We start from the raw sequence: 12,726 nt of genomic DNA, 5'->3' as shown, positions 1-12,726 counted from the left end.
CCTTACTCCACTTCGATACTTTTGATCTGCACGCCGTCGCTGCGCTCAATATGCAGCGTCGGGCAGTGGCAGAGCGGGCACTCATCATGCCGCTCGGCTTCCACAGTCTGGCTGCAATTCCAGCACCAGGCTTGCGCCGGTTTATGGATGAGATGCAGTTCACAACCCTGCGCCAGCGTCTCACGGCAGGCAATATCAAAACCAAACCGTAATGCGCTCTCTTCCACGCACGCCAGCGCGCCGATCTCCAGCCATACGCCAGTCACACGCTTCGCGCCGTTTTGCCGTGCCTGCTGTTCAATGATCTCCACCGCGTTTTGGCACAGGGATAACTCATGCATGCACTTTGTCCCGCAACCCTTGCAGCAGCGCGCGACGGCTTACTGCTGCATCGGTCACTGGCAATGAAAGCGCCATTTTCAGGCAGTTTTCGGCAAGTGCGATGCCAGCATCAGCGGATAATCCCCGATCGAGTGGCGACATTAGCGAGCAGCTCAGGTATTGCCCCACCGCCGGTAATTCCCCGACGGTAAAGGTCATTTCGCCATAGGGCAGTTGCAGCCCCAGCCGCTGACTCATCGGTCGACGAGGCCAAAGCTGCTGCGGGCCGGGGTAGATTTGCACACTCAGCATCCACGGCGTAAGCACGCAGCCCAACCACTGCCCTTCAAACAGGGTGAACGGTGTGACATACACCGGCATCGTTGCATGGACAAACGGCAGACCGTGCATCTCCTGTTCTGCAATCGCCATAAAGGCCGCCTGCACTTCGCGGTGCGGCGAAACATCAAACCCCATCACCTCATCTTGCATGTTCAGCCTCCCGTAAAACAGGCACCACGCCAGATTCACGCAGCGCCGCCAGCACTGCCTGTAGCGCGGTGTCCAGGCTCGCTTCCACCACCGGCGTCATGCCGATATGCGGCTCCAGCGAGGCGGGAATAATACCAATCAGCGTCAGTTTTTTCGGAAACTCTTCGGTAAAACGCAACGCCGACAGCACATCCGATAATCCCAACTGATGCGGCGAAATTTTATTGCTGAACAACGTCGGCACTTCGTCATCGCGCAGGCAGATAACGGCGCCTGGCTCGCTTTTGCGGCTGACCACCGCATCGGCGATGATCAAGTGATCGCGGTTAGCCATTGCCTCAAGCAGTTCCATACCCGCCGTGCCGCCGTCCAACACCTCGACATGCTCAGGCAGACGGTAACGCTGCTCAAGCGCTTCCACCACGCGCACGCCAATCGCCTCGTCGGTGAGCAAAATATTGCCCACGCCTAACACTAAAATCGACATCACAGCACCTTCACCGACACCACATCATTGCCATCGGCATCGACCACATGCACCGCACACGACATACAGGGGTCAAACGAATGAACGGTGCGCACCACTTCCAGCGGTTTTTGTGGATCGGCAATTGGCGTACCCACCAGCGACAGTTCATAAGGGCCAGCATCGTCGTTGAAGTTGCGTGGCCCGGCGTTCCAGGTTGACGGCACTACCGCCTGGTAGTTATCGATCTTGCCATCTTTGATAACAATCCAGTGGGAGAGCATACCGCGCGGCGCTTCAAGGAAGCTGACGCCTTTAAACTCTCCGCTGGCGGGGATCTCCGTATGAGCAATGGTTTGCACATCGCCTTTGCCAATGTTGTCTATCAACGCCTGATACTGCTGCTGCAACACCTGGTGTAACTCGCAGGCATGCACGGTGCGCCCAATAATGCGCCCCAGTGTAGAGTGCAGCTGTTCCACCGCCACCGTTTTACCGGTGAGCTTCTGGTAAATGGCGGTGATGTCATGCAATTTTTCCGTCGTTGCCGGGTGTTTCGCCGCCAGCTTACAGAGCATATTGGCGAGCGGCCCCACTTCGACCGTTTTGCCGTAAAAAGTGGGCGATTTAACCCAGGAATATTTGCCCTCTTCCTGCCAGCCGGTGTACTGCGGCAGCGTGGTGCCCTGCCACGGCTCCTGCGGTGCTTCGTCTTTATACCAGGCGTGTTTGGCGCTCTCCTGAATGCCTTTGATCAGGAAAGGATCGGTGTGGGTGTTGATTTCACGGTAGGTCGCAAGATCGGCGTTTTCGATGTACCCGCCGGCAAACAGGAAGCTGCCATTGCTGGCATCGGTGGGGAATTCCGGCGCGCTCAGGTAGTTCACCGCACCTTTACCGAGCGTGAGCCATTCCGGGTAAAACGCCGCAATCACCGCCGTATCGACTTTGTAAACCTGTTCAATAAACCCTTCCAGCTTGTCGATAAACGACTTGAGATACATCAGGCGTTCGAGGTTCAACACTTCAATGCCATCAAGGTTTATCGGGTTGGCAACGCCACCCACCGCCAGGTTCTGAATGTGCGGCGATTTACCGCCGAGCAGCGCCACAATGCGGTTAGCGTCACGCTGGCACTCCAGCGCTTGCAGGTAGTGCGCCACGGCAATCAGGTTCACTTCCGGCGGCAACTTCATCGCCGGATGCCCCCAGTAGCCATTGGCAAAAATGCCCAGTTGACCGCTGGCGACCAGCGCTTTGATCTTCTCCTGCACCGCTTTGAAGTCGTTTTCGCTATTAAGCGGCCAGTCAGAAATCCCCTGTAACATCGCGGCGGCTTTCGCCGGGTCGGCATGTAACGCGCTGGTAATATCGACCCAATCAAGCGCCGAAAGCTGATAGAAATGGACGATATGGTCGTGAATCGAGTGGGCAGCCAGAATGATGTTGCGAATGTACTGGGCGTTGCGCGGCACCTTCACATCGAGCGCGCTTTCTACTGCCCGCACCGAGGCAATGGCGTGGATGGTGGTACAAACGCCGCAAATGCGCTGCATGATTATCCATGCGTCGCGCGGATCGCGGTTTTTGACAATCTCTTCCATCCCGCGCCACATGGTTCCTGACGACCAGGCCTTTGATACAACGCCGTTTTCAATTTCGCAATCAATGCGTAAATGACCCTCAATACGGGTGACCGGATCAATGGTGATACGTTGACTCATGCTTTACTCGCCTCATGTCGCGCAGGTGTTTTTAACGGAGGAATAATCGGCAACAGACGTATCAGTAAGATGTACGCACAGACTTCAATTGCCACAAAACCGATGGAAATCAATAACTCTTCCGCTGTCGGGAAGTAGTGGTAGCCGTTGCCGGGATTAAAGGCCAACAGCGAATAAGAGAGCCGCCACAGCGCGCAACCGAGCAGCATGCTCAACGCGCCAAGGAACAAAAAGCGGGAATCACGGCGCAGACGCGGCGCGCGCAGGATCAACAGCGGCAAGGCCAGCAGCGCAATTTCCAGCCAGAACATCAGGCTATAAAAATCCCCGGCGAACGCGTAATGCCATTTGTCACGCCAACTGATCTCACCCAAACGCAGGACCAGGAAAAGCGCTAACAGCACGCTTAAGATGCCAATCAGCTTGCCAAACAGCCGCTTCTCATTCGGCCCGTTGCCACGCAGACTGGCCTGCATTAATGAGCCTTCGAAAATGACAATCGAGAAGCCCATGATAAACGCGGTCAGCAGCGAGAAAACCGGCAGCATTTCATAGCTCTGCCACAGCGGGTAAACCTTATACCCAGCGGCAATCATCAATGAGCCCATCGACGACTGGTGCATGGTCGGCAGCAGCGCGCCAAGCGCGATAATGAAAAACATCACTTTATTAAGACGTCGCAGCGAGACTTTCCAGCCGAGCCTTTCCAGCAGCGCTGGCGCGAACTCCAGCGCCATCACGCCGATGTAAATGGTCATGCAAACGGCGGTTTCAAACAGCACCGAATTGACGTTGAAATGGCCAGGAATATAGAAGTAAGGCAGGTTCCAGTAGCGCCCGACATCGATGGTGATGGACAAGCCGCCCAGCGAGTAACCAAACAGGCTGCACAATAGCGCCGGGCGTACCAACGGGTGGTAATCACCACGGTTAAAGACATACACCGCCCATGCCAGCGCCCAACCGCCACAGGCAAAACCAGTGCCGATCAGCAAATCAAACGCGATCCAGATCCCCCACGGATAACCGCCATTCAGATCCGATACGGATCCGAGCCCGAAGATCAAACGCTTGAGGATAAAGATCGCGCATAGCACGATCAGTGGAGCGAACAGCAGCACCGGTTTACTCAGCAGTTTGCCGCCCATCGCTTGTGGATCATGACTCATGATCGCCTCCGTCATGCTTGTCGCGGGTATTGCGGCGCACCAGTGCGGTCAGCCCAACCAGCACGGCGAGCGGCAACATCATGCCTTTGTACACCGTATGCTGAACGTGCTCAGAGCGTGCGCCGGTTGCCAGCTCGTCCAACTCCGGCAGCCCCAGTTCCTGATAAGGAACCCCGGTCAGCACCAGCACCTGCGTGCCGCCGCCCTCTTTCTCACCGTACAGATGCGGATAGTAGCTGGGCACGTTATGCACGTAGGTGTCGTTGGCGTTCAACGTCTGGCGCGGGTAGCGGTATTCAGAGCCGGGTTTCATCGCGAGACGTTTTTTGGCTTCAGCGAGCAGCTCTTCACGCGTGCCGAAAATCACCGCGCCCGCAGGGCATACTTCAACACAGCCGGGCAGCTCGCCGTTATCCAGACGCGCCACGTCTTTCTGGTTGCAGAGTTCGCATTTATGCAGCGCGCCGAAGGGGTTGTTGTAGTCATACTTCGGCACATCGAACGGACAGGCGACCATGCAGTAGCGGCAGCCGGTACAGACGCTGGCGTCGTAGTGAACGATGCCGGTTTTGGTGTCTTTTTTCAGAGCCTGCACCGGGCAGACGGAGACACAGTTGGCATCCACGCAGTGCATACACTGCTTTTTGATATAGGCGTAGCCATCGCGCAGCTGGTCTTTGTTTTCCCCGCTGCCGCTGTGCCAGACCTGAATAATGTTGTTGGTGTAGGGCGAAAGTTTGTCGTTATTCGACCAGGTTTGCTCGCCCTGCGGATTACGCCGTGGCGTGTTAATTTCCTGGCAACGCGTCACACAGGCCTGACAACCGACACAGAGCGTGGAGTCGTACAACATCCCCAGCGAGCCGGGGATCGGCGGACGGTTTTGCGCGGCGGCAAAACTCGCGGACGATCCCCCCACCAGCAGCGCCCCGCCGGACGCCACTTTGAGAAAATCACGTCTGTTCACGGCTAGTCTCCCTGCGAATCCGCGTCGTTTTTCTTCTGCTGGCGACCCAGTTCACGCACGGTCATCACGCCGACACCCGCGACCAGACCCACGACGCCACCCAGCAAACCCACGGCGCTTGCCGAAACGGTGCCGCCCTCTTTCAGGTTGACGTCGGGTTTCTCGGCGCGCGGTGTAGGGTTATCCACATGCGCAAGCTGGGAGATGCCTTTATGAAAGCCAACCCCTTCTTCGTTGCAGCCGTAGCATGGGTGACCAATGGCAACGGGCCAGACGCCGCCCACATCGCAAAACTGCAACGTTGAGCAATTGCCCCAGGTTTCCGGGCCTTTGCAGCCTAAGTGGTACAAGCACCAGCCTTCGCGATGTCCCTGATCGCCGTACGCTTTCGCAAAACGTCCGGCATCAAAATGCGGCCGACGTTCGCAGTGCTCGTGAATTAAGCGCCCGTAGGCAAAGCGGGGACGGTTTTTGGCGTCAAGCGCCGGAGGTTTGCCGAAGGTGATGATATGCGCCACCGTGGCAAGAAAGTTTTGTGGATTTGGCGGGCAGCCGGGAATGTTGATGATCGTTTTGCCAGGCAGCACCTCTTGCAGACTGACCGCGCCTGTCGGGTTAACGCCTGCTGCTGCCACACCGCCCCAAGCGGCGCAGGAGCCAATGGCGATAATCGCCGCCGCGTTTTCCGCCGCTTTACGAATATGGTCGACAATCGGTTCGCCGGCCACCATGCAGTAAACACCGCCGTCTTTCATGGGAATCGAGCCATCGACCACCAATACGTACTGGCCTTTGTACTGCTCCAGCGCACGGTGTTTATTCTCTTCAACCTGGTGACCAAACGCGGCAGAAAGCACTTCGTGGTATTCCAGCGAAATGGTTTCCAGCACAAGATTTTCTACGGTGGGATGCGTCGCGCGAAGCAGCGATTCGGTACAGCCTGTGCACTCCTGCGCACCGATCCAGATAACGGGAGGACGCTGAGGATGGCTAACAGCTTCGGCCATCTCGGCAGCGGCCTTGCCGCTTAATCCCATGGTCGCCGCAAGTGCGGCGCACAGCTTCATAAAATCACGACGGCTCACACCCTGAGGTGCAAATTGTTGGTTCTCTCCTGCCATTTATTGTTATCCCTTAGCCTGGACTAGGATTATTCTCCACCTATTTGGCAGATGAATGCTGCGATCGCCCCGACAAATAATCACATAAAAAACAAGGTCATTATGCAAAAAGCCGGTGCAGGTTGCAGTAGCCATAGAGAAATTAGGGATTTAGAGGCACAAAACGGCAAAAAAAAAATGAAAGTCACCCTCGACAAAAGTGACCTTCACAAAGAGAACGACATATTGAGCAAAGCTTATTTTTAGATTTCGAGACGGTAACCCGCCATAAAAAATCGGATCACAGTGCTGGAGTGGTTCTCGCGAAAGAAATCTATCACCATCTCCTTATCCAGCCCGTAGCGACGCGTAAGAATGCCTGCCTCCCACGCGCTGAGTTGACGATCGCCCGTCTTTTCAAACATACGATGCGAAAACCCGAGTACAAAGCCACGCTTATAGTCCGGGCAGAAATGCGCCACGTTACTGGCGCTGTCCGCCTGCGCCGCATTCAACCCAGCCATCAAACCCTTACCAAAATGGTTGTCCATTATTATCACCCCCACAAACGCTATATAAAAAATTATATAACGATCTTTCGTGGCGGCGATAGCGCGGATTAAAACGCAACCCACTCATCCGACGATGCTGCCGCTTTACGCGGTGCCCCGCGTGATAAATCCGGTTTTAGCAGCGCGGTGGCTGCGGGTTTCTGTTGCTCGTCGCTGGAGAGGCGGAACTGCTGAACGGAACGTTGCAGCTCTTCGGTCTGGCGCTCCAGCGCTGCGGCTGCGGCGGAAATCTCCTCAACCAGCGCGGCGTTCTGCTGCGTTACGCTGTCCATCTGGGTAATTGCCACGCCCACCTGAGAGATGCCTTTACTCTGCTCATCCGTCGCAGAAGCTATCTCTTTCATTATGGTGGTCACTTCTCTCACCGCCCGCAGAATGCTTTCCATGGTGGTGCCGGTGTCATTGACCAGTTTCGCGCCTTTCTCTACGCGGGAAACGGAATCCGCGATCAGCGTTTCAATCTCTTTCGCCGCGCCGGCACTGCGGCTGGCGAGGTTACGCACTTCACCCGCAACCACCGCAAAACCGCGACCTTGCTCACCCGCACGCGCCGCTTCCACAGCGGCGTTGAGCGCAAGAATGTTGGTCTGGAAGGCGATGCTGTTAATCACGTTGGTGATTTCGGCGATTTTCTTCGAGCTGTCAGAGATACCATCCATCGTGCTGATCACTTCTTTTACCAGCGCGCCGCCTTTGCTGGCGGTAGTCGAGGCAACTTGCGCCAGCTCGCTGGCCTGGCTTGCGTTATCCGCGTTCAGTTTTACCGTTGAAGTCAGCTCTTCCATGCTGGCAGCGGTTTGTTCCAGCGCCGCGGCCTGCTCTTCCGTGCGGGAAGAGAGATCGTTATTGCCGGTGGAGATCTCGGATGCGCCGCGCCAGATATTTTCGCTGCCACTGCGGATGCTGCTTACCGCTTCACGCAGGCTATCCTGCATCGCTAGCAGCAGCGGGATCACCTGACCTACGCAGTTGCGCCCCATATCTTCCAGTGGCTGGCTGAGATCGCCCTGCGCCATCAAACGGAAATGCGCGCGAATGCGGTTCAGCGGTTTCACCAGCATGGCGACCAGATAGCGGTCGGTGAACAGCAGGATCAGCAAACCAATCACCATCGCAGTAATAATCGCCACGCGAGTAACGCTGGTACGCCCATCGACCATCACGCGAGTCTCATCAAGCGTGGCGCTGGCGGCTTTATTAAAGCTTTCCGTCGCCGTACCAAAGCTGCGGCTCAAACCCGGCGTGACATTATTGGCCTGCTGGCGGTACGCCTCTGGCGTGCCTTGCTGCGCAAGCTGCATCTGCGGAGTTACCCCTTGATCCAGCAACGCCTGCCAGGAGGCAATGACTTGTTCGGATACTTTGGCATCCATTGGGCCTGGCGATACGGCTTTAAACTCAGTCAGTTTGCGCGACATGGTGTCCAGCGCTTGTTGCACCGGCGCCATATCTGGCGAGCCACCCGCAGCTTTGGCTTCCATTACGCGGCTAAGACGAGTAACAAACCTAAAGTACTGATCATTACCCTGGCCAAGGAGGGTCATTTGTGTCACAAGCTGGCGATCGATTTCATTGCCATCAGCCACTTTTGACAGGGAAAAAACGCTATACAGACCGACGCCAGACCACAGCACGCCGAAGATCCCGAGGATCACCAGCATCACGGCTCGTATAGTAAAGTTGCGAAGCATATTCATAATATTATCCTTGCGGTAATGGTGCTTTCTCGCCTGCGGGCGAGAGTTATCTCCATTTATCGGCAAGGTGAGGAAAATATTAAATGTCTGGCTAAAAATTTTTGTATGAAAACAGCGTTGACCTTTTCTCTTTCTTCTGCCACTTAAGTCACCGCTAAAATGATTATTCTGCTAACTTTATTTCACCATTAATGTGGTTAACACCAATGAAAAGCGCTAACAAAGATAACAATAACTCATTAATTTTTAAAGATATTTACACTTATAACTCTATTATTAAAATAGTCATAAATATGATGCCAGAGAAAAATCCAATTATTAAAACTCTGTGTCACGAAATTTAAAACCACAATTATAAAATAAAAATACCGTCATGAAATGATATAAAAAACACGCATGAATATAGCGATAATAGTTATTATCATCATTTGAAAAATACCGATAAATATCACTAATCATTAGCTGAAAATTTTAAAAAAATAAGAGTTAAGCAGGCTTTAAACACTTGTGAAGCGATGTTAAAAAAGATGTTTTTTTACACAATGCAACCCCATGGTAAGGCAGGTAAAGGGACAGGGAAAATGTTAAAACCCAATCATGTCGCGGTCTGTAGAGGTACTGCGGCTCACGTACTTTGCTCTGTCATGCATTAGCCGTTGTGACAAAACCTCCACAGCGGATTATTTTTGTATACATTTATAAATATAATGAATAGCTCGCAACGATTTAGGTCGCGACGATTTCTTAGCCGCTTTTCCAGGAATTTTCGCAGAAAGAAAGGGTTCCTAAAGTAAATTAAACACGCTTTTTTGCCTGCCAGGAAAAGCCAGAAAACCAAGGGCATTGCGTTAATTATCTATTATCTTAAATTACTGAAGTAAAAGCCTGAAAATAATTGCTTACATCTTTAATTTCCGCTAAAAAACAAACAACATTCGACATATTCATCTTTTTTCATGTTTCACGGCATCCCTGCCAATGCAGCAACAGCTAGGTGAGATACTTTTTGAACCAATCCAGGGTGCGTTGCCAGGCCAATTCAGCGGCCGCCTTATCGTATCGTGGCGTCGAATCGTTGTGAAAACCGTGGTTAACGCCGGGATAAACCCACGCTTCGTAAACTTTTTGGCTGGCCTTTAACGCCTGTTCATAAGCAGGCCAGCCATCGTTGATGTTCTTGTCCAGCGCAGCGTAATGCAGTAACAACGGCGCGTTGATTTTCGCAACATCCGCAGCCGGAGGTTGTCGGCCATAAAAAGGCACCGCGCACGCCAGCTCAGGGTAAGCCACCGCCGCCGCGTTTGACACACCGCCGCCATAGCAAAAACCGGTGATCCCCACTTTGCCACTCGCATCCGGGTGCTTTTGCATAAACTCGATGGCGGCAAAGAAATCATTCATCAGCTTTGTCGGGTCGACTTTCTGTTGCAAGGCGCGACCGTCATCATCGTTACCCGGATAACCGCCCACGGAGCTTAAGCCATCCGGTGCCAGCGCAATGTAACCTGCTTTGGCGACGCGGCGAGCCACATCTTCGATATACGGATTTAACCCACGGTTTTCATGTACCACCACCACAGCCGGCACTTTGCCCTGCGCTTTCGTCGGTTTGACCAGGTAGCCACGCACATCGCCATGCCCGTTCGGCGACGGATAAGTAATGTATTCACCATGAATGTCCGGATCGGTGAATTCCACCTGCGTTGCCAGCGCGTAGTTCGGTTTCAATAAGTTGAACAGCGCCAGCGCCGTCATGCCACCCACCGCATATTTACCCGCCAGCTGTAAAAACTCTCGCTTATTGATCTTGCCGTGTGCGTAGTAGTCGTAGTAATCGAGTAACTCCTGGGGGAAATCTTTCGCCGTTAAACGTGTCATCGCTTGTCTCCGTCTTTTTATGCCTCTCTAAGCAAAGCATAGCGTTCCGCTTTTCGCTCAAAAAACGTCCAGACACAACCTCATCTTTTGATGTGCAGAAAACAGACGTAAGATAGAAACGTTGTTTCGAATTTTCATCGATAAGATTAAAAGAAAGGAGACATCATGCCTGATTTCGCCAACCCGAATCGCTACGAACAGATGCAGTACCGATACTGCGGCAAAAGCGGCCTACAACTGCCCGCGCTTTCGCTCGGTTTGTGGCACAGTTTTGGTCACGGACACGCCCTGGACTCACAGCGCACGTTGCTGCACAAAGCGTTTTCCCTCGGTATTACCCACTTTGATTTAGCCAATAATTACGGACCACCTGCAGGCAGTGCGGAAGAGAACTTTGGCCGCTTGCTGCGTGAGGATTTTGCCGCATACCGCGACGAGATCATTATCTCCACCAAAGCCGGTTACGATATGTGGCCAGGACCGTACGGTTCCGGTGGTTCACGTAAGTACCTGCTTGCCAGCCTCGATCAGAGCCTGAAGCGGATGGGTGTTGAGTACGTTGATATCTTTTACTCGCACCGGGTTGATGAAAAAACGCCGATGGAAGAGACAGCATCTGCGCTGGCACAAGCGGTGCAGAGCGGTAAAGCGCTGTATGTCGGCATCTCTTCCTACTCCACTGAACGCACACAGCAGATGGCGGCGCTACTGCGCGAGTGGAAAATCCCGTTGCTTATCCACCAGCCCTCTTACAACCTGCTGAATCGCTGGGTGGATAAAACCGGCCTGCTGGATACGCTGGAAGATAACGGCGTGGGTTGCATTGCCTTTACTCCGCTGGCGCAAGGGTTGTTGACCGGCAAATACCTGAACGGTATTCCGGAAGGTTCGCGTATGCAGCGTGAAGGCAAAAAAGTGCGCGGCCTGACAGAGAAGATGCTGACAGAGGGCAATCTCAACAGTTTGCGCTTGCTCAATGAGATGGCGCAGCGCCGTGGACAGTCGATGGCGCAAATGGCGCTGAGTTGGCTGTTAAAAGACGCGCGAGTCACGTCGGTGCTGATTGGCGCGAGCCGCCCGGAACAGCTCGAAGAGAATGTTCAGGCGTTGAACAACCTGAGTTTTAGTACAGAGGAGTTGGCACAGATCGATAAGCACGTTGCCGATGGCGAGCTGAATCTGTGGCAGGCTTCATCAGATAAGTAAAACGGCATTGCCGGGCGGCAGGACGCGGCCCGGCAATGAACTCAGTGTTGGTGGCGGGTTAATCGGTCCAGATAGCCCATCACGAAAGCGGAAAGTACAAACGTCAGGTGAATAATCACATACCACATCAGCTTGTTATCCGGGACGTTTTTGGCATCCATAAACACGCGCAGCAGATGAATCGACGAAATGGCGACAATCGACGCCGCCACCTTGTTTTTCAACGATGTGGCGTCCATTTTGCCCAGCCAGTTCAATTTTTCTTTATGCTCGGCGATATCAAGCTGGGAGACGAAATTTTCATAGCCGGAAAACATCACCATCACCAGCAACCCCCCCACCAGCGTCATATCCACCAGCGATAGCAGCGTCAGGATCAGGTCCGCTTCCGCCAGATTGAAGATATTGGGCAGGACGTGAAAAATCTCTTGGAAGAATTTTACCGTCAGCGCAAGCAGGGCAAGGGAGAGGCCGAAGTAAACCGGGGCGAGCAACCAGCGCGAAGCGTACATTGCGTTTTCCAGAAAGCGTTCCATGTTGCGTAAAGTCTCTTCAGATTGCTAAACCGGCGTTCAGTATATCCCAGCCAGGCAAACAATTTGCAACACTAAAGCAACACGGCGCTACACCTCTTCGGGATTGACCCACGGCCGTTGGTTCTCTGGCCACACCAGCACCACCAGCGCCGGATATGCTTCCATACTGAATTCGCGAAAGCACTGACGCAGGTTGAGCACATCCAGATCCGAATGCGGTACTTTCTCACCATTTACGCAGCGCTTCTTTATATTGTCGTAATACTTATACACCGCTGAATTCAGATCGCTACAACGACGCTGTGCTTCAAATAACCCAGGCGTACTATTTAATTCCGCCATATTCATGCGTTTAATTGTCGCATGAAGAAAATCTATATATTCATGATTAACGCGCCAGTACCACACTGGCGTAATCGCATTCATTAATGCTGAGAAATGATCTTCCCCCTCTTCTTTTGACAATGGTTGCGGTGGCAAAGACGGATTGTCAATTTCACTAAGGGGAGCTTTTTTATTGTACTCGCGCATCAATAAAAGAACGCCGCCCGTCAGCAGCAATAAAGCAATAACAGAATAAAAAATACTGTTCATGAGC

General features: G+C 53.3%; 13 protein-coding genes. 1 reads left to right on the top strand and 12 read right to left on the bottom strand.

The window, feature by feature from the left end; translation table 11 throughout:
* Positions 1 to 2: 2 nt before the first annotated feature.
* The 10 genes from hypA to yghX all read right to left on the bottom strand — a co-directional run bounded on the left by hypA (position 3) and on the right by yghX (position 10,386).
* Positions 3 to 341, bottom strand: a complete 339-nt coding sequence (hypA, locus tag ACFX4O_RS15610) for a hydrogenase maturation nickel metallochaperone HypA (RefSeq protein ID WP_131407531.1) — start codon at positions 339 to 341, stop codon at positions 3 to 5.
* Entirely contained in the window at positions 334 to 813 is a 480-nt protein-coding gene (hybE, locus tag ACFX4O_RS15605) for a hydrogenase-2 assembly chaperone (RefSeq protein ID WP_131407533.1), read from the bottom strand. The genes hypA and hybE overlap by 8 nt, the downstream gene beginning before the upstream one ends.
* Entirely contained in the window at positions 803 to 1,300 is a 498-nt protein-coding gene (locus ACFX4O_RS15600; RefSeq protein WP_380211583.1) for a HyaD/HybD family hydrogenase maturation endopeptidase, read from the bottom strand. Before ACFX4O_RS15600 ends, hybE begins: the two co-directional genes overlap by 11 nt.
* Positions 1,300 to 3,003, bottom strand: a complete 1,704-nt coding sequence (gene hybC / locus ACFX4O_RS15595) for a hydrogenase 2 large subunit (RefSeq protein ID WP_131407537.1) — start codon at positions 3,001 to 3,003, stop codon at positions 1,300 to 1,302. The genes ACFX4O_RS15600 and hybC overlap by 1 nt, the downstream gene beginning before the upstream one ends.
* The gene (gene hybB, locus ACFX4O_RS15590) at positions 3,000 to 4,172 is read right to left on the bottom strand and encodes a Ni/Fe-hydrogenase cytochrome b subunit (protein WP_380211581.1); all 1,173 of its coding nucleotides are present in this window, start codon (positions 4,170 to 4,172) and stop codon (positions 3,000 to 3,002) included. Before hybB ends, hybC begins: the two co-directional genes overlap by 4 nt.
* Positions 4,162 to 5,139 (bottom strand): hydrogenase 2 operon protein HybA, encoded by a 978-nt coding sequence (gene hybA / locus ACFX4O_RS15585; protein WP_131407541.1) that lies wholly within the window; start codon positions 5,137 to 5,139, stop codon positions 4,162 to 4,164. Before hybA ends, hybB begins: the two co-directional genes overlap by 11 nt.
* Before the next feature lie 2 nt (positions 5,140 to 5,141).
* Positions 5,142 to 6,260 carry a hydrogenase 2 small subunit gene (gene hybO, locus ACFX4O_RS15580; RefSeq protein WP_380211579.1) on the bottom strand — a complete coding sequence of 373 codons (1,119 nt, stop codon included), beginning with the start codon at positions 6,258 to 6,260 and terminating at the stop codon, positions 5,142 to 5,144.
* Positions 6,261 to 6,502: 242 nt separating this feature from the next.
* Positions 6,503 to 6,790, bottom strand: coding sequence for a DUF2623 family protein (locus tag ACFX4O_RS15575; RefSeq protein ID WP_380211578.1), 288 nt, complete (start codon positions 6,788 to 6,790; stop codon positions 6,503 to 6,505).
* A 68-nt stretch (positions 6,791 to 6,858) separates the two neighbouring features.
* Positions 6,859 to 8,508 (bottom strand): methyl-accepting chemotaxis protein, encoded by a 1,650-nt coding sequence (locus ACFX4O_RS15570; RefSeq protein WP_131407545.1) that lies wholly within the window; start codon positions 8,506 to 8,508, stop codon positions 6,859 to 6,861.
* Positions 8,509 to 9,498: 990 nt separating this feature from the next.
* Positions 9,499 to 10,386 carry a YghX family hydrolase gene (yghX, locus tag ACFX4O_RS15565; RefSeq protein ID WP_380211576.1) on the bottom strand — a complete coding sequence of 296 codons (888 nt, stop codon included), beginning with the start codon at positions 10,384 to 10,386 and terminating at the stop codon, positions 9,499 to 9,501.
* A 165-nt stretch (positions 10,387 to 10,551) separates the two neighbouring features.
* Between yghX and ACFX4O_RS15560 the strand changes: the two genes are divergently transcribed.
* On the top strand, positions 10,552 to 11,592 hold the full coding sequence (locus ACFX4O_RS15560; RefSeq protein ID WP_380211574.1) for an aldo/keto reductase: 1,041 nt from the start codon (positions 10,552 to 10,554) through the stop codon (positions 11,590 to 11,592).
* 41 nt (positions 11,593 to 11,633) lie between these two features.
* On the opposite strand, the gene ACFX4O_RS15555 is transcribed toward ACFX4O_RS15560, so the two are convergent.
* Positions 11,634 to 12,128, bottom strand: coding sequence for a TIGR00645 family protein (locus ACFX4O_RS15555; RefSeq protein WP_017457486.1), 495 nt, complete (start codon positions 12,126 to 12,128; stop codon positions 11,634 to 11,636).
* Between the two features lie 87 nt (positions 12,129 to 12,215).
* Positions 12,216 to 12,722, bottom strand: a complete 507-nt coding sequence (locus ACFX4O_RS15550) for an ESA_00282 family adhesion-associated protein (protein WP_131407551.1) — start codon at positions 12,720 to 12,722, stop codon at positions 12,216 to 12,218.
* Positions 12,723 to 12,726 lie beyond the last annotated feature (4 nt).

Source organism: Kosakonia sp. YIM B13571, assembly GCF_042788095.1.
GTDB lineage: Bacteria > Pseudomonadota > Gammaproteobacteria > Enterobacterales > Enterobacteriaceae > Kosakonia > Kosakonia quasisacchari.
The sequence above is the reverse complement of the archived record's forward strand: the minus strand, read 5'-3'. Positions and strand labels throughout refer to the sequence as shown.